A 20,120-nucleotide genomic window follows, 5' to 3' on the forward strand; every position below is an offset into this window, starting at 1 on the left:
TTTATTTGATTATATTACCAAATGGTCCAAATTGATGTTCTTTTTTCTCCATATTTGGTCTATAAACATCTGGTGCTTTTACTCTATCATCAGGGAAGTCAGAACTTCTATTGATTTTTTCAGGTCTATAGTGACTATCTTGATTCATATAAGCAGCCACATCATACGCTTCTTTATCTGTTAAGATAGGGTTTTCTTTAGTTGCTCCAAGTGGCATATTTGATTTAATAAAATCTGCTGATTTTAATATTCTATACATACCTGCACCTTTATTATATGTATCATCTGTACCCCATAATGCTGGGAACATATAACCATTTGCTTTTCCTGGATTTTTTACTCCTAATCCATCAGCTCCATGACAAGAAGCACAGTGTTGTGTGTAAACTTTTTTACCATTTTCTAAATCAGCTTTATTTTTCTTAATCATTTTTCTATCTATTTTAGCTAATCTTCTACCTTCCATATCAGCTCCACCAACTGGATAACCTTGACTTAAAAAGTGCATATAAGCTTTCATAGCTTTCATTTCTTTACCTTCAGCAGGTAGTGGATAACCATTCATACTTCTTTGCATACAACCATTTATTCTTGCTGTTAATGTTCCTATACCATCTTCTCTTGGTCTATATTGAGGAAATTCTCCATAAGTTCCTATAAAAGGAGCTGAATATTTTTTTGTACCAGCATCTAAGTGACAGTTTTGACATGCATTATTATTTCCTGCAAATCTCATACTTACATCTTCTACTTCTGGTCCAATATATTTATATGTATGTACAATTAATTCTTTACCATATTTTACTAATTTACCATAATCATTATCAGGTAAATCCTCTATATTAGGTATTTTATATTCCATTTTAGGTTTTGTAAAACCTCTATATTCTCTTTTCTTTAACTCTTTTGGCTCAAATGCAAAAGTACTTGTTGCAGCAAAAGATATTAAAGCTGAAAGTAATACTAATTTTTTACCGTTGATTTTCATGTTTTCTCCTTCATGTTTTATAAAAGTATTATACAAATATAAAGTTAGTTTTATGTTTACTTTTAATGATATATATTAAGAATTAATTAAGAAAGTATATTTGAAGGTAGTTCCAGTTTCTTTTGTAGATTCTAAAAAGATTTCTATATTATTTGCTTCACATATATTTTTTACAATATTTAATCCTATTCCAAAACCACCTTTAATATGGTTTTCTTTATAGTATCTGTTAAATATTGTTTTCTTATTTATTATTGGGTTTGCATAATTATGAACAGAAAAAACTATACTGTTTCTTTGTGTATCCCTATAAAGGTTTATTGAAACTATTGTATCTTTAAATGAATATTTTATTGCATTGGAAATAGTATTATCAATAATTCTTTGTAAATGAGTTCTATTTATAGAGATAGAAATATTATTTTCAATATTTAAATTAAATTTAATATTTTTTGGTATAGAGAGGCTTTCGAACTGATCAACTCTTTGATTTAATAAATAGCTAAAGTCAATATTTTCTTTATTGTATTTAACACTTTTTTGTTTTATTAAGTATTCTATATCTTCATAAACTAAAAAAAGATTTTTTGTGGCATTTATAGAACGTTGTATTTCTTTTGTGTCTTTTTGTTTTTCTTGAAGAATCTCTAAGTTTAATTGAATTACTCCTAGGGGAGTTTTTAATTCGTGCATTGCATCATTAAAAAAAGCATCTAAATATTCATTTGCTTTTTTATATGGTTCAATACTCGCTTTAATTAGTAAATATATGGAAATAAAAATAAATAAACCTATGCACAATGAAAGAATTAATATTTTTAAATATACTTCTTTATAATAAACATTTTTACTAAGGGTTAAATATTTTGCATTTAATCTATTTTTTGAAAGTTCCATTTCAAAGTTTATTTTTTTAGTACTTTTAAAATTTAGATTTCTAGTCTTATATAGTATTTTTCTATTTTTATCAAGTAAGGTTGCTTCAATTTTAAAAGATTTTGGAAAGATAAAAGTATCACTTTTGGAGTTTGAAAAATCATATATAGCTCTTTGTATTTTTTGAGCATATTCTACAAGAGCTCTATTTTGAGTATTTTTATAGTTTTCAATTTCTAAATTTGTGTAAAAATAAGTAGGTATTGCAATAAATAGAAAAAATATTGCAGTATAAAAAAGAGAAATTTTAAGTATAAAGTTTTTACTCTTCTCTATCAATTTTATATCCTATACCTCTTTGATTTTTAATTAACTCTTTAGAGGTTTTATCTCTTATTTTTTTTATACAAACTCTGATATCTGCTTCACAAATATATTTGTCATCCCAAACTTCAGTTCTTAGTTCTTCTATTGTTATAAATTGATTCTTTTTTGAAATTAGATAAAAAACAACTTCTGATTCTTTTTTTGTTAGATTTACAAGCTTATCTTCCAAATAAAGTTCTTTTTTTACTATATCATAGGTAAAGTTTGGTTTTAGTCTTAATTTTTTTGTTGTTTCATTACCATAAAAAAGTTTTATTAGTTGTTCTATTCTGTATTTTAATTCTTTGGGTGAGAAGGGTTTCTTTATATAGTCATTGCAGCCAAGTTCATAACCTAAACTTAAGTTATTAATATCAGTTAAAGAGGTAATATAAATCACAGGAGTATTATTGCCATCTTCTCTTATAGTTTTTACCAACTCATAGCCATTTAGTTTAGGAACTCTAATATCTAAAATAAGAATATGATATTTATTGTCATAAATTGCATTTAAAGCTTCTTCTCCATCTTCATAATCATCAACTTCATAGGCTAAAGATTCTAAATAATCTTTTATACTAAGTTTGTAGTCTAGGTCATCTTCAAGTAATAATATTTTCATTTAATTCTTACCTTAGAGTTAAGATTTGTAGCTTCATAATCAAAGCTATTTTTTATGTCTATATGATGATTGTTTTCAATTGCAGTGAAAATATATCCTAAATGTTTATGATTTAAATCATAATATGAAAAATATGCAAATGAGTAATTTTCATTTGAAGTATATCCATAATCTTTTAAATTGTTTAGGTCTAAGTCTTTTAAGTCAAAAATATTAGCATTATTTACTAATACAAACTTTGAAATAGTATTATTATTTTTTAAATCTGTTGCAATAGATAAATATTTTTCGTCTAATAGTACAAAAAGTTTATATCCTTTTTCTTTCAATTCTTCTGATAAATATTCAAAGTCAACAATAGCTTCAATAGAACCTAAGAATTTATTATCTTGTAAAATAGGCGAAATTGCTTTTATATTTAATCTTTTACCAAGTTCTATTGAAACTAAAGGTTTTTTCTCTTTTTTTACTTTTACCAAGCCATTTCTAAATGAAGCTAGAGGAATATCTTTTATATCTAAATTCCAACTTCTTAGGTAAGTTGTTAGGTCTTTATTATGGATTTGTATTTCAAAATTACTATTTTGAAATTGTTTTAAAGTTTCTATTTTTTTATTTACTATTTTAAAACTTTCTTCTCTATTACTTTTTAGATAACTATTTATAATCTCTTTATCTTCAGAAAGTAAAATTGCTAAAGATAAAGCATATCTTTTTTGTTCTTCAAAAAGGTTTTTAGTAGTACTTAGAGAGTTTTCTAATTTACTTAGAAGTTCATTGCTATTATTTATATTATTTAAAAAATAAAAAATAAAAACAATAAAAAAAGAGGTTAAAAGTACTATTATAAATAAATACTTATTAGTTTTTGAGTTTAAATAGCTCAATAGTTACCTCTTTTTTTGAGAAATATTTTATTCAGCTGTATAAATTTCGTCTAATAAACTATCAACAAAATCATCTGGGCTGAACTCTATTAAGTCGTCTTGCTTTTCTCCAATACCTACATAAAATATTGGTAGTTCAAGTTGGTTTGATATAGAAAATAGCGCTCCACCTTTTGCCGTACCATCAAGTTTAGTCACAATAATTCCATTTACTCCAACCATTTCATTAAAAGCTTTAGCTTGTGCTATTGCTGTATTACCTTGTGTCCCATCAAGAATCATAAGTTTTTGATGAGGAACACCTTCTTTTGCTTTATTACATACTTTTACAATTTTTTTAAGTTCATTACTTAAATTTGTTTGTGTTTGTAGTCTTCCTGCTGTGTCAATTATTACATTATCTATATCTTTTGCAACGGCTGAAGAAATAGTATCATAAGCTACTGCACTAGCATCATGCCCTTGTTTTGTTTTTATAATCGGAACATTAAGTTTTTGAGCCCAAGTATCAAGTTGTTCAATGGCTGCTGCTCTAAATGTATCTCCAGCACCTAAAATAACACTTTTCCCTTCTTTTTTACTTAGGTTTGCTAATTTTGCAATTGTTGTTGTTTTTCCTGCTCCATTTACTCCAATAATCAATCTTACAAATGGTTTTGGTAAATTTGATAAATCAACTTCCGGTGCATGTTCAAAAAGCATTACAAGTCTATGTCTTAGCTGTTTTCTTGTAATCATTTCAGGAAGTCCATCCATTGCTTTTTCAATAATTTCATATTCCATATCTGCTTCAATTAGCATTTCTTCAATATCTTCAAAAGCAATCTTTTCTTTTTTTTGTGGAACAACTGATTTTATATTTTCAAATGTTTTTGATAAGGCTTTAGTAAAAAAACCTTTTGAATCCTCATTTGAAGTACTAGTGTCTTCTTCTACTAAAGAAGTATTAGTTTCTTCTTGAGGTTCTTCTTTTTCTATTGTTTTTTCATTTTCTTCTTGAAGAATTATCTCTTCTTCAAGTTTTTCATCTTCTTTTTTCTTTTTAAAAAAACTGAACATCTAATTATTTTCCAAGAGCATTTTCAATATCTACTTCCATCATTTCTTCAGGAACAACACCTACATATCTTTGAGCAATATTTCCTTCAGGGTCTATTAGAAAAAGAGTTGGGATACTTTTTACAGAACCAATTTGATCAGCAATTTTGAAGTTATCTTGAGTATTTGTTATTAAATATGAGATTTCATACTCTTCAATAAATCTATTAAGTTCTTGATCTGTTAATAAAGTTCCATCTTTTTTCCCTAAATTTAATCCAACAATCTCAAGTTGTCCTTCATATTTTTTTCTTAAATTATTTAAATGAGGGATTTCAGCTCTACATGGAGGACACCAAGTCGCCCAAAAGTTTAATAAAACAGCTTTACCTTTTAATTCAGGTATAAGTACTTTTTCTTCTTTTTTCTCTATTGTTAGACTACTTTGATCTTGTGCTTTCAATGTAAATTTTGTTTGAACTTCTTTTACAATTTCTTTTTCTTCTTTTTTAGAATCACAACCCGTAAGTAGCAGGCTTAGAGAAATTATAAAAAATGCTAATATTTTAAACTGCATTTTAATTCCTTATTGGTAGAATATTTAAGGTAAGAATTTTACCCAAGTAAGGCTTAAATATGAAAGAAAATCACAAAAGTGATTTTAGAAAATTGTGTATTAAAAAATTAGAGTTTTCAAGCCACTTTTCAAAGTATTATAAAGATAAGAAAACAGTAGAGAAATTAGAAGAATTTATAAAACTGAATAATTTCAAAAATATATTGTTATATATTCCAATGAGTATGGAAGTAGATGTACTTCCATTAATCAATAGACTAAGAAAGGCAAAACTTAATGTTTTTGTTCCTTTCATGGTGAAGGACAGTTTTAAATTAGTAAAGTATAGATTACCATTAAAAAAGAAGAGATTTGGTATTAGGGAACCAAATAACTCTTTTTGTATTCATCCAAAAGTAGATTTAGCCATTGTTCCTGTAGTAGGAATGGATAAAGAATGGAAAAGAATAGGTTTTGGTAAAGGAATGTATGATAGATTTTTTTATAGGTTAGATTATAAGCCTACTATTGTTTTTACTCAATTAACACTTTGTAAGTCAAATGAAAAACTAAGCAATAAATATGATATTCAAGCTGATTTTATAATTACAAGTTAAGGGTTTATAATATGGAATTAATAATAGTAGGAGTTGTAGTTGCCCTTATAAGTGTTGCAATTACAATATTTGTAGTAAAAAAAATTAATAAAGCAAAATTTGATATTTATATTGAACAAGCAAAAGCAAAAGCAAAAGTTATTGAGCATGAAGCAAAAGTTATTTTAAAAGATGCTCAAATAAAAGCAAAAAAAGATTATGAAAGAGAATTTAAATCTGCTAAAAAAGAGTATGATGAAATGCTTTCAAAAATCGAAAGAAAAGAAAAAGAGTTAAATCATCACTTAGAGTCTGAGTTAAAAGCTATAAAAGAACAAAAAGCACAAATAGTTGAAAAAAATGAAAAAATTACAACTATTAAAGAGGGTCTAAAAAGACAACAAAAAACTTATGATGAAAAGATTACTAATACAATAAAAGTATTGGAAAATGCTTCTGGTTTAACACAAGATGAAGCAAAAGAGTTAATGCTTGAAAAAGTAAAAGAAGATAGTCGAGCTCAAATTGCTTCAATTTTTAGAAGAAAGTATAAACTTGCAGAACAAAAAGCTAAAGATGAAGTAAATAATATGCTTTCTCAAGCAGTTACTCGATATGCAGGAGAGTTTGCAGCAGAAAGACTTATTAATAATTTACCTATTAATGATGAAGAAACAAAAGGGAAAATTATTGGTAAAGAAGGGCGAAATATTAAAGCTCTTGAGATGTTATTAGGTGTTGATATTATTATAGATGATACTCCAAATACAATTACAATATCATCTTTTAATCTTTATAGGCGTGCAATTGCAACTAGAACTATTGAAGAACTTCTTGAAGATGGAAGAATTCAACCTGCAAGAATTGAAGAGATTTACAACAAAGTAAAAACAGAGTTTGATAATAATATTTTAAAAGAAGGTGAAGATGTTGTTATGGAACTTGGTATTAAGTCTATGCACCCTGAACTTATCAAGTTAGTTGGAAGACTTAGATATAGAGCTTCATATGGACAAAATGCCTTAAAGCATACTTTAGAAGTAGCAAATTTAGCAGGATTAGTGGCTGCTCAAATGGGTGGAGATGCAATTTTAGCAAGACGTGCAGGACTTTTACATGATATTGGAAAGGCATTAACTCATGATATGCCAGGAAGTCATGTAGATTTAGGTGCTGAAATATGTAGAAGATATGATGAACCTGATACTGTAATAAATGCTGTTTATGCCCACCATGGACATGAAGAACCTATAAATGTAGAAAGTGCCGCTGTATGTGCAGCAGATGCTTTAAGTGCTGCTAGACCAGGTGCTAGAAGAGAAGTTTTAGAAAGCTTCTTAAAAAGAGTAGAAGAGGTTGAAAATATTTCTACTTCTAAAACTGGTGTTATTAATGCATATGCAATTAATGCAGGACGTGAAGTAAGAGTTATAGTAAAAGCAGAGTTAGTAAATGATGATGAAGCAATTTTACTTGCAACTGAAATTGCTAAAGAAATTGAAGAAAAAGTTCAATATCCAGGTGAAATTAAAGTTAATGTAATAAGAGAGCTTAGAGCTTCTTCTTATGCAAGATAAGGTTTATCCCCTTATCTTTTTCTACTTCTTTTTACACTAATTATCCAAAAATAATTTACAAAAATAGCACAAATAATACTTGCAAATATTCCAAAGGTTATTGCACCTATCCAAAGAGAAATAGCTATTTGATCGAAATTATCATACATTGATTCAAAGTTAAATTCTATATAATCTGTATTTCCTAAAATAATATTTCCTATTTTATATTCAAAATAAAAAAGAATAGGCATAGTTAAAGGGTTACTTGTAAATATAAGAAGAAAACTAATAGGAAGATTCACACTAAAGTAAATTGCTAAAAGAGTTACTAAAACTACTTGTAAAGGCATGGGTAAACAGGCTACAAAGATTCCAACTAAAACTCCTCCAACAACTTTTTTTCTAGAAAGACTCCAAATTTCTCTCTTATGTAAAAAGTTACCAAATATTTTTAAAAGTTTTTGTTCTTTTATTTTTTCATGGCTTGGAAGCACTTTTTTTAATTTCTTTCTTGGCAAAGAAATCCTTAATAATAAATTAGAAGAAGTTTACCAAAACTTTTTTGATAAAACAAATACTTAATAAACTTTTACTATAATACGAAAAATTTAAAAAATTAAGTAAGAATAATATGACTAATAATAAACCAACAACAAAAATAATTGCAGGAAAGTATAAAGGAAAAGTTTTAGAACTGCCTTCCTTAGATGTTACAAGAAGTTCAAAAGCAAGATTAAAAGAGTCTTTGTTCAATGTAATACAATTTGATATTTGTGATAAAATATTCATCGAAAGCTTTGCAGGTAGTGGAAGTATTGGACTTGAAGCTATTAGTAGGGATGCCAAAAGAGCTTACTTTGTAGAACTTGATAGAAGTTCATATAAAGTATTATTGAAAAATTGTAAGTTAGTTGAAGCTGCTAAATGTCAAACTTTTATGGCAGATACTTTTGTTCAAACACCAGCAATTTTAGAGAGTTTAAAAAATTCAAATGATGAAATTATTTTATATGTAGATCCACCTTTTGATTATAGAGAAGGAATGAATGAAATATATGAGAAGTCATTTGAAATGATAAAAAATATTGAAAATGAAAATATATTTTTAATTGTTCTAGAACATGTTTCAAGTTTAGAAGTACCTGAAACTTTAGGTAGTTTTTCTTTGAAAAAAACTAAAAAGTTTGGAAAAAGTTCTTTATCATATTTTGAATATACGAAAGCATAAAATATGATAAAATGGGCATTAACTTTACTAATATCTTTAGTTTTATTAGTTTTTTTTCTGCCGTTTTTTTATACTATTTCTGCTTATGAGTTGAATCCTTCAAAAATACTTCTTTCTCCTTCTTTTGAACATATTATGGGAACAGATAGATTAGGAAGAGATATCTTTGCACGAGTTTTACAAGGGGGACAAACTTCTTTAATAATAGGTTTTCTAAGTGCCTCTATTGCTTCTTTAATTGGACTTTTTGTTGGTATTAATGCAGCTTTTTTTAAAGGAAATGTTGATAAAGCAACAGTTATATTAATAGATTTATTTCTTACTTTTCCAACTTTCTTTCTTCTTCTTGCTTTAGTCGCTTATATTCAAGCTTCAATTATTGTTTTAATAATTGTCATTTCTATTACAGGTTGGATGAGTATGGCAAGACTTATTCGAAGTGAAAGTTTTGCCATAGGTAATCAAGCTTTTATAAAGATATTGAAACTTGCTAATGTTTCAAAAACAAAGATTATATTCAAGTATTTTGCTCCGCTTTTAGCTCCTATTTTTTTAATCTCATTTACTTTTGGAGTTGGAGGAGCAATTTTAGCAGAATCAGGACTTTCTTTTTTAGGTTTAGGAGTTAATCCTCCTGAAATGTCTTGGGGAAGTTTATTAAGTGATGGTAAGGCTGTTCTTGATATAGCTTGGTGGGTTAGTTTTTTCCCTGGACTTATGATTTTTTTAGTCACTTTTAGTTTAATGCAAGTTTCTGATTATTTACAAACAAAATTCAATTCAAAAGAAATTCAAAAAACATAATATGTAACTTTCTGAAATTTTTATATGATTAATGATATACTCCATTCTTCATTTTAAATAAAGGAATCCTTTGAAAAATATAACTAAAATTCTATTTATACTTTTAGTTTTTCCTATTTGTTTATTGGCAAATGCTGAAAATAATGCCTCAATTTATGGTGCCTTAACACTTTTACCTCCTTTGGTTGCTATTTTATTAGCTTTTATTACAAGAAATGTGATTTTCTCATTATTTATGGGAATTTTAGTTGGAACTTTCTTAGCAAATATTAGTGGCGATAATATTGTTGCTTCTTTTTTTAATGCTTTTGTTGATATGTCAGCAAAAATGATTGGTTCTCTTGCAGATTCTTGGAATGCAGGTATCGTATTACAAGTTTTAACAATTGGGGGAATGATAGCAGTAATTACTAAAATGGGTGGTCCAAGGGCAATTGCTCAAAAACTTGCATCAAAAGCAAAAAGCCCAGCAACTGCACAATTTTATACTTGGTTAATGGGGTTTTTTATTTTCTTTGATGATTATGCAAACTCTTTAGTTGTAGGACCTATTATGCGACCGGTAACTGATAAATTAAAAATAGCAAGGGAAAAATTAGCTTTTGTTATTGACTCTACAGCTGCACCAATTGCAGGTCTTGCACTTATTTCTACTTGGGTTGGATATGAATTATCATTAATCAAAGATGCTTATGTAGCAATTGGGCAACCAGAAGTAAATGCTTTTGCAATTTTTGTAGAAACATTACCATATCGATTTTATAATATTTTAATGCTTGCTTTTGTTTTTATTTCAGCTCTTTCTTTAAGGGAGTTTGGTCCAATGCACACGGCTGCTAAAAGGGCTTATGAAAAAGGACAAGTAACAAATCCAAAAACTGATTCTACTTTAATGAATCAAGAAAACTCTTTTATGATGCCAAAAGAAGATACTTCTTATTCTATTTTTAATGCTTTAGTTCCAATTGGTGTTTTGATTATTGTTTCAATAGTTGGATTTTATATAAATGGAGTTAGTTCTTTAGAAGGCAAAAGTTTACAAGCAGTTCAAGCTGATCCCTATAGTTTTTCATCTATTCAGTTGGCTTTTGGTGCGGCTGATGCTTCTATTGTAATCTTTGAAGCAGCACTTTTAGCATCTTTAGTTGCTATTGGAATGGGACTTCAGCAAAAGATTTTTTCTTTACATGAAGCAATTGAAACTTGGGTTTTTGGGGTTAAATCTCTTATTATTACAGCGGTTATTTTAATCTTAGCATGGTCTTTATCTGCTGTTATGAAAGAGTTAGGAACTGCTCATTATCTTGTAACAATGTTATCTGATTCAACACCTCAATTTATTTTACCAACAGTAATTTTTATATTAGGTTCAATAATTTCTTTTTCTACTGGAACTTCTTATGGAACAATGGGAATTTTAATGCCTTTAACTATTCCTTTAGCTAGTGCTGTTGGAGTTTATACAGGTTTAGAAGGAATTGAATTACATAATTATATTGTTTTAAATGTTGGTGCTGTATTAACAGGGGCAATTTTGGGTGATCATTGTTCTCCTATTTCTGATACTTCAATTTTATCATCAATGGCTTCCTCTTGTAATCATATGGATCATATCTCTACACAATTACCTTATTCACTTTTTGTAGGTTTTGTTTCTATAGTTTTTGGATTTTTACCAGCTGCTTTAGGCGTGTCTGTATATATATTATTGCCACTTGGATTAGCTGTGATTTTCTTAACTATAAGATTTTATGGAAAACCTTATATGACAAATTAAAAAGAGGACTTCTCCTCTTTTTAAAAATAAGTTATCTTATCCCTGCTTCAAATTTTATTTGAATTCCATCATAAACTCTTAATGTATCATTTACATCTACTTGTCCAAATGTAGGATTTGAATTTACTGATTTTTTAGGAACAAAAAATCTATAAATTTTTCCAATGATTATATTTGATCCATTAAGAATATTTCCTACATCTTTAATAATACCGTATCTAGTACCTATTTTTAAGGTTGGCTCATCTTGTGGCATACCATAAACTTCTACCCAAACAGAGTTACCATAATAATATTCTCCATATACATATTCTTGATAACCTGGTGCAAAATTTGCAAACCAATCAAAAGTAGTATATTTCCCATTATTTAATTCTTCTCGAAAAGGTCCATAAAAATCTCCTTCATAAAGAACAACTCCTTCAATTTCTGTAGCTTTCCAAAGATATGCTTCAGCATTTGCATTTATAGTAAATGAAAAGATTAAACTTAATAAAGTAAAGATGGATTTTCTTATTTTATTCATTCTGTTCCTTTTAGTAAATTATCTATAATTTTATTTTTTTTTAACTTGAAAGATTATAAAATTATATTTATAAAAATTATGAGGTGTAAAATGAAAGTAACAAATGAAAGTAATAATATTTATACAATATATTCACAAGATAATATACCAAATAAAAATAATGGTATTGAGAATGAAAGTTTCTCTTCTCAAGTTTCTAGTGAAGAAAGACAAGAAAAAAGTCCTATTTTAGTCTATTTAGATAAAAATAATGCTTTTGATGATTTGAGTGAAGATGATGCAAGTTTATTTAGAGAACTTTTATCTGATAATATTCTAGATGATAAAGATATGGAAAAACTGTCATTTGAACAAACACAAATAATGAAAGATTTTGTTTTAAAAGATAGAGAAGGAGATTTATCTCTTCCTGTTACTTCTTTTCAAGGAAAGTCTTTTGACCTTTTGAATGCTTCTATTTATACTGCTGATGATACTTTTAATAGAGCTTTATATGATACAATGTTTCAAACAGATGATCAAAGAGTAAGAGCAAGTTATTTTCATATCTTAGCATATAATCTTTCACAACTTATTGCAGATGAAGAGCCATCACCGTATTATGTGAAGGATGATCCATATAGTTCAATAGGAGCTAATTTTGGACCCCATAATAAAGATAAAGTTAATATAGATTTTAATAATTTTTTAAATACTTATAAGTCTAAATTGCAAGGGAAGCTAAATGAAACACAAGATAATATTGAAATTTATAAACAGTTTAAGCAAGATTTCGATTTTTATTCAAAATTATTAAATAATTTTAATAAATATAGTTAATATGAAAAAAAAATATTTTATATTCCTTTCTATTATTATATTATTTTTATTTATATATTATGACAATAATAAGGAAGTTAAGGAAACTGTAAATATAAATGATGAACCTATTTATGAGTTAATTAATAATGAGACAAAAAAGAAAATTGAAGATAAAGTTAGATTAGAAATAAAAGAAAATAAAATAGATGAAACTAAAAAAGAAGATAAGTTCATTTTAAAATCAGCAATTGATTCTAAAGAAAAGTTTTTAGTTCAATTAATTATGAAAAAAAAGCTTGATAAAAATTTTTTAAAAAGAAAGGATAAAGATAGATACATAACTATATCAGGTCATATTCAAACTAATGGAGACAAATCTTTTTTTCCTATGAGTTTAGAAGATAAGTATTTAGAATTAATTAATCAAATATTTCTAGAGTTAAAAAACATTTCAACAAAAGAAACCTATCGTTGTGAAGGTTATTTTCTTAGTGATATAAATCCAAACTATTCATATAATATTTTGATAAATTTATATAAGAATAAAATTGAATGTTATATAGATTCCCAGAGTGATAATAGTTATACCTATGAAAATAGAAAAAAGGCAAAACTACTTAAGACTAATAAAGATATTGATAAGGAATATAAAATCGAATCAATTTTTTGATGTAAATATTAATTGAACTAAAATAATAAATATTTTAATTTTTTATATTCTATTTAAAAGTTTATCAAGTAAGTTTGTACTTAAAACTCTTTTTGCAAAACCTAAGATATAAGTAGCTTTTGTTACATAATATCTTGGTTTTGGTTTTGTTGTTTCCATGATTTTTAGTACAATATTGGCAACAGAAGTTGCTGGAAGATTAAAAGGTGTATTGTCTTTATCATTTTCAAGTCGTTCTTTTAGTTCTTTTTTATAAGTATTAGAAAAAAAACTATTTTCAATATCTATATTTTTTTTAAATTTCTTAAGGGCATTTTCTCTAAATTTTGAAGTTACTGGACCTGTATTTATTGTAGAGATATAAATATCACTATTGCTAGTTTCAAGTCTCATTGTATCTGCAAGTCCTTCTATTGCATATTTACTGGCATTATAAGCACCTCTAAATTTCAATGATATTATTCCTAATACTGAAGAGTGTTGAATAACTTTTCCATAGCCTTGTTTTCTAAAAATTTTCATAGCTTGAATTGTAACTTCATGTAATCCAAAAAAGTTTGTTTCAAATTGTTCTTTTAAAGCAAGAGTACTGATATCTTCAACTGCTCCTGGTTGACCAAATCCAGCATTATTGAAAATAGCATCTAGTTTTTTATCCTGAGCTAAAATATATTCTAAAGCTTCTGAAATCTCTTCTTTTTTTCTTACATCAACTTTTAGAGTGATTAAACCTAAGTTTTTTAATTTTTGTATATCTTCATCTTTTCTAACACTTGCATATACTTTATATCCATTTTCTTTTAAGGTTAGTGCTGTTTGATATCCAATTCCACTAGAACAGCCTGTTATAAAAATATTTTGCATTATTTATCCAATTTATTAAGTATATTTTTTTAAAAATGCAATTATATCAAAAAAAGTATTTTAGTATTCTCCTACTATAATTTGTTCTAGAGTTCTTTTCGGTACAAAGTGTGTTTGTTTTTCATCTCTGTAGTAACTTGTATCAAAATTTTGTGCATCTATTAGTTTAATTTCTTCATCTGAAATTCCAAGTGCTATACCTATCATTACATCATAAGAATCAGGAATTACGAAGAGGTTTCTGCAAAGTTCTTTATTGATTGAAGCTAAAGGTGCAGTTGCTAGTCCTTTTGTTTTTGCGGCTAAGCTAATAGCTGTAAATGAAGCCCCTGCATCAAACATAGGAAAACCATCTATCATCTGGTCATTTAACATAAATATAAAGGCACTTGGTCTTTCTTCTTCACTTTGTGACCAATCTTTTATAGTACTTGCCCAAGTTGTATTTTGGGCTAATTGATTTACTGCTTCTTTATTTGTCACAAGAATATATTTTATTGGTTGCATATTTTTTGCACTAGAAGTTATTCTTGCTAAATCAAGTATTTCTCTTAAATCTTTTAACTTAATTTCTATATCTTTTTTAAATCTTCTTGTAGTTCTTGCTTCTTGGATTAGTTTTTTTAATTCTTCATATTTCATTTAAACTCTTTTTTTTGATTTCTTGATATTATACCAAAAGTGAATATATAGGAAAAAAATGCAAAATATAAAAGAACTTTTAGACAAAGAAGTTTGTAATAGAAATAGTAATTGTGAACTTTCATATGAAAAACCTGACCCACTTTTAGTAGCAAGTAGATATAAAGATGAATATGCGATTTTATTGTGTGCTTTATTTGGATATGGAAAAGCTTCTTTAATAGTAAAGTTTTTAGATAGTTTAAATTTTGATTTGCTAAATGAAAAAGAAGAAATAATAGATAAAGAGTTAGATAATTTTTATTATAGATTTCAAAATACAGAAGATGTAAAAACTATATTTAAAACTTTTAGAAGAATGAAACAAGAAAACAGTTTAAATGATATTTTTCTAGAAGGCTATAAGAAAGAAAATGATGTTTTAGAAGGTCTTGATACTATTCTTTCAAAGATATTCAAAGCTTCAAATTATAGTTCTCAAGGTTTTACTTTTTTAGTTTCAAGTCAATTGAAAAGAGATAAACAAGGAAAAATAAAATATATAGGAAATGCACCATATAAAAGATGGATGATGTTTTTAAGATGGATGGTTAGAGATGATAACCTTGATTTAGGATTATGGAAAGATATAGATAAAAAAGATTTAATACTTCCTTTAGATACCCATACTTTTAAAGTTTCACAAAAACTTGGATTGCTAAATAGAAAAACCTATGATTTAAAATCAGCAGTCTTAATAACTGAAAAGTTAAAAGAGTTCGATTTTCATGACCCTATAAAATATGATTTTGCACTATATAGAATAGGACAAGAGAAAAAACTATAATTAACTATAATCACTATATTAAAGCCCATTTTATAGTTAATTTAAGAAATCTAATAAATATAGTTAGCTACAATTATTAATAAAAAAATATAAAAAAGTACACCTCTAGGTACACTTAAAAGTACACCTTTATTTTGGATGTATTTTAAAAGGATTAATATGAACAAGTATATTAGTATTGAAATTCCTAATAAAGATTGTAAAGGTATGTTCTTTAATTGTGAAACAGATTTAAAAAAAATTACATCTGTAAAAGAAGCAAATAAACTTATTGGAAAAGTTTTCAAGATACAATTAAGAACAAGAGTAAATGGTAAGATGGGTAAAAAGATATTTACTTTTGAAAGTAAAAAGATTACTTTTTTAAAAGCTATTGAGTATGTAGCTAGCAAAAGAACAGAAGTAAGAGAAATTCTAAAAAACAATGGAACTTTACGTAAACAAAAAAAAGTGGAGGAGTCTTCTGTTAAAATAGAAGAGGGAGAAACTTTTTTAGATAAAGTTGAAACTTTTCTTGAAACAAAAGAGATTTCAGCAAGAAAATCAACTATTCAAAACTATTCAACTGCTTTAAATATACACTCAAAACCATTACATAACAAATCTATTGAAAGTATTACAATAAATGATGTTCAAAAAATAATAAATAGTATGTTGACAAATAGAGCAGCAGCAACAGTTGTTTTATATGCTAGAACATTAAGAGCTTTTCTAGCAAAGCATAAGGCATCAGTGATTAATGAGTGGGAAGAACTATCATTACCTCATGTTGATAATAAAGTGGACTATACACTAAGTTTAAAAGATACCAAGAAAATTATATATGCAATGAGAAATTATAGTGGTACAGAAATTGAAGGCGAAACTTTTTATCAGTTTGAGGAGATAAAAAATATATTCACTTTCTTACTTTCTGGAAGAAGGATTAATGAAGTATTACAGTTAAAATATAATGATATTAATTTAGAAGAAAAGACATTTAAAGTACCAGCTTCAACTGCTAAGGGAAAAAAAGAATTAGTTTTTAATCTTGATAATTATTTATTAGATGCAATTAAAAGTCAAGCTAGATTAAATAGGATTGATTTATCAAAAAATTTAATAGATAAAAAACTTTTTAAATATACAAAAGAAACACCAAGGGTACACTTCCAAAATCTTTTAAGAGCAATGGGATTACCAAAATTAAGGCTACATGACATAAGACATATGTTAGCAACAACACTTGTGCAAAATAAAGTTCCTATTGCAGATATTAGTGTTTTACTTGGACATAGTAGTATTGCAATAACAGAAGCTAGATATGCAAATAAAAGTAAAGATCAGGCGAGTAGAGCACTTGATGCTTTTAATGATATTATAAAATAAAAAATATTAGTTCTGATAATATTTATAAAGAGTAGAAATGAAGAATCATAACTCACCTTATTCTTACTAGTCTATATATTAACCTTAGTTTTTATTAATTTGTTTATATAAAACTTAAAGATTTTAATTTGTAATTTTATCTTCAAAGATATAAAAATTTTATTCTTATTGTAGAATTAAGTTTTTTAGTTATTTTTTATTAAATTATACTTGTAATAATATTGATTAGTATGCACATAATTTTTACTTTTTCATTTTATTGTGTTATTTTAATATTTTATAAACTATTTAAAAATTAACACTTACTATTTTTTTGCAAGTAGATTTATTAAAATTACTACATTCACTATTTATTTAAAAAAGAGTATTTTTCTATTAATTACATTTCTCTAAATTAGTAAAACTAATTAAGGAATAAGTGTATATTTTCATCAAGTTAAATGAGTTTTATTAGTTAGTAAATTATATTTTATTATTATAAACTATAATATTTAAGTTTTAATATAATAATTATTTATTAAAACTTATTGTATACTTATTTTATTTCAATTATATATTTATTTAAAAAATTACAATTTTTTCTTCAATATCCTATTTATAGAGTGTTGATAGAGTAAAAGTGATTACTAGGAGATATTAATGTTTAGAGATAAAAATAAAGTATTGTATTTAGTATATTTTGAGTTTAATAAAATATATGACCCTGGTAATATGTCTACATTTGTAATTAATGATCAAAATTCAAGCATATATTTAAAAAGAAAAAAAAAGTTATCAGAGCTTAGAAATAATGTGGAAAGAGATGGAGGGGAAATATATGATTTATCTGATAATAAAAATCTTTCAAAAGAAAGTGAAATTGTCAATAAGATTAAAAAAAGTAATGAAAATATAATTTTATTTATAACAAATAACAAAAAATTATTTACAAATTTTAATAGACCAATATATTTATTTAATATTGACGAAGAATCTTTAGATTTAAATAGTGAGGAATTAGTTAATGTAAACATGAATGAAATCATTTCATTTTTGAAATCATTTCAAACTAATGAGATTAAACAAAAAATCTATATGATATTTTTTATTTATGGCATTATATTTGAACTTGATATAAAGTTATTGATAAAAGACACTGCGTATGAAGTAAAAGAAAAAAATGAACTAATAGATTTAATAAATGAGGATTTAGACTTATATATATTTAAAAGAATTTTGACTTCTAGATTATCAATTATTTTGTATAGATTATTCTTTTTTGATTTAAATGCAAAAAAAACAGCAGTAGGTAGATTTTTTAGAAATAGCTTAAATGTAAAAAGTGAAACTTATAGTTTTAAAAATTTGAATAATAATCACGAAGGCTTTTATTTTACAAGTTTAGAAAATAAATCTTTTAGGGGTTACAAAATACCGTTTTATCAAATTAGCTTACCAGATAATATTTTTGTTGAAAAAATAAAAATTGCAAAAAAGCTACTTAAACTAAATGTTAAAAAGAAAATAGTTTCAGAAGCATTGGAAATAAGTGAAGATGAAATAGATACACATATTTATGGAGATGATAATTTAAAACCTACTAATTATATTGAAACTGCTAATAAAATGTATTCTAAGCGAGTTTCTTTAGAACAGTGGAAAGAATAAATATATTTGTTAAGAATTTACTACAGATTAATCTGTAGTAAAAAAAGTATTATTATTTAAGTACTCAACTAAAACACTCCTACTCAAATGTATCTTATTGCCAATTTTAACAAACTCAATCTCACCTTTTGAAATCAATTTTTTAGCCATATCCACTTTTATAATCTTCATCTCCTCAACTTCCTTTAAATTAAATAACACTCCACAAGGAATTATCTCATCGTAATTAGTTTTCATTGTTTGCTCCAATTTTAATTTTTCAATTAAGTGGAGTCTCAATATTTTTTTATGTAAAAAATCTGTACATCAAAAATATTTCATCTACATATTATTAATAAGATAAGAGTCTAGTAGTGTTTAAAAAAGCTAATTTCTTAGTGTAAAAAGAGATAAAAATGATTGTAGATAACGAAAGTATTTCTTCCAAACCAGGAGAGATAATAAAAAGATTGTTAAAAGTCAGATTTAGAAAGAGTAGCTTTCCAATGAGAAAAGTAAATAACCCAAACTATAACCCACTAAAAGGAGCATAAATGATACCACCAAGTGTACTGCTTACTATAGTAATATCAGCAGCAACAATAATCAAAGAGACATTAGATAGTGAGGATTGACTTTATAAACACCTAAACTCTTAAATATTTAAATTTAAAAGGATAAAAAATGTCAGTAAAACCATTAAGTAACGAACAGTTAAAACAACAAGCACCAACATTGTTTACTTCAAATGCCCATAGTGAAGTAAGTTCTAAATATCACTTCATACCAACAATAGATGTGATTGAAGAGATAAAGTCACACAATTGGCATCCAGTAAGTGTAAGTCAAGCAGGTGTAAGAGATTTGCAAAAAGAAGGTTATCAACAACATTGTGTCAGATTTAGACACTTTGAGGATCTGTTAAATCCAAGTGATAATGCAGTTGAACTATTATTATTTAACTCCCATGATAGAACTAAAGCTTTTAGTATTAGTGCAGGTATTTTTAGATTTGTATGTTCTAATGGCTTAGTAATCTCTGATAGTGTATTTGAAAGCTATAAAATAAAACATTTAGGAGAAAGAGATAATGATGTAGCAACAGCGGTATCTAATATAACAGCTATAAAAGATAAACTTCTATTAAAAATAGACAAATTATCATCTATAAAGCTAAATGATAGTGAAAAACAATCCTTTGCTAAATCTTCAATACCTCTAAGATTTGAAGAACACCTAGAGGTTAATCCAAATGATTTACTACTACCACATAGAGAAGAGGATTTTCAAGATGATTTATACACAACCCTAAACATCATCCAAGAAAATCTAATAAGAGGAAATATAAAAGGGGTAAATAAACAAACCAACAGAAAATTTACTTCTAAACAAATTTCTTCAATATCTACTGATGCAAAATTAAATAAAGAGCTTTGGGATATGGCTGAGAAAATAGCAGGTATAAAAGAACCTGATTATCTAATGGCAGCATAAGGAGTT

The 20,120-nt window shown here is 26.2% G+C and carries 23 protein-coding genes; 12 read left to right on the forward strand and 11 right to left on the reverse strand.

Annotation, left to right across the window (positions count from 1 at the left end):
* Position 1: 1 nt before the first annotated feature.
* The 6 genes from CP965_RS00725 to CP965_RS00750 all read right to left on the reverse strand — a co-directional run bounded on the left by CP965_RS00725 (position 2) and on the right by CP965_RS00750 (position 5,354).
* A complete protein-coding gene (locus CP965_RS00725) occupies positions 2 to 988 on the reverse strand; it encodes a c-type cytochrome (RefSeq protein ID WP_129060115.1) in 987 nt (328 codons plus the stop codon).
* Between the two features lie 75 nt (positions 989 to 1,063).
* Positions 1,064 to 2,203, reverse strand: a complete 1,140-nt coding sequence (locus CP965_RS00730; protein ID WP_129060116.1) for a sensor histidine kinase — start codon at positions 2,201 to 2,203, stop codon at positions 1,064 to 1,066.
* The gene (locus tag CP965_RS00735; RefSeq protein ID WP_129060117.1) at positions 2,187 to 2,852 is read right to left on the reverse strand and encodes a response regulator transcription factor; all 666 of its coding nucleotides are present in this window, start codon (positions 2,850 to 2,852) and stop codon (positions 2,187 to 2,189) included. The genes CP965_RS00730 and CP965_RS00735 overlap by 17 nt, the downstream gene beginning before the upstream one ends.
* Complete coding sequence (locus tag CP965_RS00740; RefSeq protein ID WP_129060118.1) at positions 2,849 to 3,739, reverse strand: cache domain-containing protein; 891 nt, start codon at positions 3,737 to 3,739, stop codon at positions 2,849 to 2,851. The genes CP965_RS00735 and CP965_RS00740 overlap by 4 nt, the downstream gene beginning before the upstream one ends.
* A 27-nt stretch (positions 3,740 to 3,766) precedes the next feature.
* Positions 3,767 to 4,798: a signal recognition particle-docking protein FtsY gene (gene ftsY, locus CP965_RS00745; RefSeq protein ID WP_129060119.1), complete on the reverse strand. Its 1,032-nt coding sequence runs from the start codon at positions 4,796 to 4,798 to the stop codon at positions 3,767 to 3,769.
* A gap of 4 nt (positions 4,799 to 4,802) precedes the next feature.
* A complete protein-coding gene (locus CP965_RS00750) occupies positions 4,803 to 5,354 on the reverse strand; it encodes a TlpA family protein disulfide reductase (protein ID WP_129060120.1) in 552 nt (183 codons plus the stop codon).
* Positions 5,355 to 5,413: 59 nt separating this feature from the next.
* Between CP965_RS00750 and CP965_RS00755 the strand changes: the two genes are divergently transcribed.
* Together CP965_RS00755 and rny are read left to right on the forward strand one after the other, a co-directional pair.
* Positions 5,414 to 5,950, forward strand: a complete 537-nt coding sequence (locus CP965_RS00755) for a 5-formyltetrahydrofolate cyclo-ligase (protein ID WP_129060121.1) — start codon at positions 5,414 to 5,416, stop codon at positions 5,948 to 5,950.
* A gap of 11 nt (positions 5,951 to 5,961) precedes the next feature.
* Positions 5,962 to 7,506 (forward strand): ribonuclease Y, encoded by a 1,545-nt coding sequence (gene rny, locus CP965_RS00760; RefSeq protein ID WP_129060122.1) that lies wholly within the window; start codon positions 5,962 to 5,964, stop codon positions 7,504 to 7,506.
* An 11-nt stretch (positions 7,507 to 7,517) separates the two neighbouring features.
* Here rny and CP965_RS00765 read toward each other — a convergent pair whose 3' ends face one another.
* Positions 7,518 to 8,006, reverse strand: coding sequence for a DUF2062 domain-containing protein (locus CP965_RS00765; RefSeq protein WP_164970969.1), 489 nt, complete (start codon positions 8,004 to 8,006; stop codon positions 7,518 to 7,520).
* A gap of 113 nt (positions 8,007 to 8,119) precedes the next feature.
* On the opposite strand from CP965_RS00765, the gene rsmD reads away from it, so the two are divergent.
* The 3 genes from rsmD (at position 8,120) to CP965_RS00780 (ending at position 11,297) form a co-directional block, all read left to right on the forward strand.
* Entirely contained in the window at positions 8,120 to 8,716 is a 597-nt protein-coding gene (rsmD, locus tag CP965_RS00770) for a 16S rRNA (guanine(966)-N(2))-methyltransferase RsmD (protein WP_129060124.1), read from the forward strand.
* 3 nt (positions 8,717 to 8,719) lie between these two features.
* Complete coding sequence (locus CP965_RS00775) at positions 8,720 to 9,520, forward strand: ABC transporter permease (protein ID WP_129060125.1); 801 nt, start codon at positions 8,720 to 8,722, stop codon at positions 9,518 to 9,520.
* Between the two features lie 79 nt (positions 9,521 to 9,599).
* A complete protein-coding gene (locus CP965_RS00780; protein WP_129060794.1) occupies positions 9,600 to 11,297 on the forward strand; it encodes a Na+/H+ antiporter NhaC family protein in 1,698 nt (565 codons plus the stop codon).
* A 31-nt stretch (positions 11,298 to 11,328) separates the two neighbouring features.
* On the opposite strand, the gene CP965_RS00785 is transcribed toward CP965_RS00780, so the two are convergent.
* Positions 11,329 to 11,823: a hypothetical protein gene (locus CP965_RS00785; protein WP_129060126.1), complete on the reverse strand. Its 495-nt coding sequence runs from the start codon at positions 11,821 to 11,823 to the stop codon at positions 11,329 to 11,331.
* 90 nt (positions 11,824 to 11,913) lie between these two features.
* On the opposite strand from CP965_RS00785, the gene CP965_RS00790 reads away from it, so the two are divergent.
* Together CP965_RS00790 and CP965_RS00795 are read left to right on the forward strand one after the other, a co-directional pair.
* Positions 11,914 to 12,642 carry a hypothetical protein gene (locus tag CP965_RS00790; protein ID WP_129060127.1) on the forward strand — a complete coding sequence of 243 codons (729 nt, stop codon included), beginning with the start codon at positions 11,914 to 11,916 and terminating at the stop codon, positions 12,640 to 12,642.
* Position 12,643: 1 nt separating this feature from the next.
* Positions 12,644 to 13,294: a hypothetical protein gene (locus tag CP965_RS00795; RefSeq protein ID WP_129060128.1), complete on the forward strand. Its 651-nt coding sequence runs from the start codon at positions 12,644 to 12,646 to the stop codon at positions 13,292 to 13,294.
* 42 nt (positions 13,295 to 13,336) lie between these two features.
* On the opposite strand, the gene CP965_RS00800 is transcribed toward CP965_RS00795, so the two are convergent.
* Both CP965_RS00800 and CP965_RS00805 read right to left on the reverse strand, forming a co-directional pair.
* Positions 13,337 to 14,158 (reverse strand): SDR family NAD(P)-dependent oxidoreductase, encoded by an 822-nt coding sequence (locus CP965_RS00800; protein WP_129060129.1) that lies wholly within the window; start codon positions 14,156 to 14,158, stop codon positions 13,337 to 13,339.
* A gap of 60 nt (positions 14,159 to 14,218) precedes the next feature.
* Positions 14,219 to 14,800, reverse strand: coding sequence for a nitroreductase family protein (locus CP965_RS00805; RefSeq protein WP_129060130.1), 582 nt, complete (start codon positions 14,798 to 14,800; stop codon positions 14,219 to 14,221).
* Positions 14,801 to 14,858: 58 nt separating this feature from the next.
* Between CP965_RS00805 and CP965_RS00810 the strand changes: the two genes are divergently transcribed.
* From CP965_RS00810 to CP965_RS00820, 3 genes are all read left to right on the forward strand, one after another.
* Positions 14,859 to 15,626 carry a TIGR02757 family protein gene (locus CP965_RS00810; RefSeq protein ID WP_129060131.1) on the forward strand — a complete coding sequence of 256 codons (768 nt, stop codon included), beginning with the start codon at positions 14,859 to 14,861 and terminating at the stop codon, positions 15,624 to 15,626.
* A gap of 159 nt (positions 15,627 to 15,785) precedes the next feature.
* The gene (locus CP965_RS00815; protein ID WP_164970970.1) at positions 15,786 to 16,994 is read left to right on the forward strand and encodes a tyrosine-type recombinase/integrase; all 1,209 of its coding nucleotides are present in this window, start codon (positions 15,786 to 15,788) and stop codon (positions 16,992 to 16,994) included.
* 639 nt (positions 16,995 to 17,633) lie between these two features.
* Positions 17,634 to 18,641: a hypothetical protein gene (locus CP965_RS00820; protein ID WP_129060133.1), complete on the forward strand. Its 1,008-nt coding sequence runs from the start codon at positions 17,634 to 17,636 to the stop codon at positions 18,639 to 18,641.
* Between the two features lie 27 nt (positions 18,642 to 18,668).
* Here CP965_RS00820 and CP965_RS00825 read toward each other — a convergent pair whose 3' ends face one another.
* Positions 18,669 to 18,878 (reverse strand): MerR family transcriptional regulator, encoded by a 210-nt coding sequence (locus CP965_RS00825; protein WP_129060134.1) that lies wholly within the window; start codon positions 18,876 to 18,878, stop codon positions 18,669 to 18,671.
* 158 nt (positions 18,879 to 19,036) lie between these two features.
* On the opposite strand from CP965_RS00825, the gene CP965_RS14065 reads away from it, so the two are divergent.
* Both CP965_RS14065 and CP965_RS00830 read left to right on the forward strand, forming a co-directional pair.
* Positions 19,037 to 19,174, forward strand: a complete 138-nt coding sequence (locus tag CP965_RS14065; protein ID WP_164970971.1) for a hypothetical protein — start codon at positions 19,037 to 19,039, stop codon at positions 19,172 to 19,174.
* Positions 19,175 to 19,304: 130 nt separating this feature from the next.
* Positions 19,305 to 20,114, forward strand: coding sequence for a DUF932 domain-containing protein (locus tag CP965_RS00830; RefSeq protein WP_129060135.1), 810 nt, complete (start codon positions 19,305 to 19,307; stop codon positions 20,112 to 20,114).
* Positions 20,115 to 20,120 lie beyond the last annotated feature (6 nt).

The sequence above is a fragment of the Halarcobacter mediterraneus genome (genome assembly GCF_004116625.1).
Lineage (GTDB): Bacteria > Campylobacterota > Campylobacteria > Campylobacterales > Arcobacteraceae > Halarcobacter > Halarcobacter mediterraneus.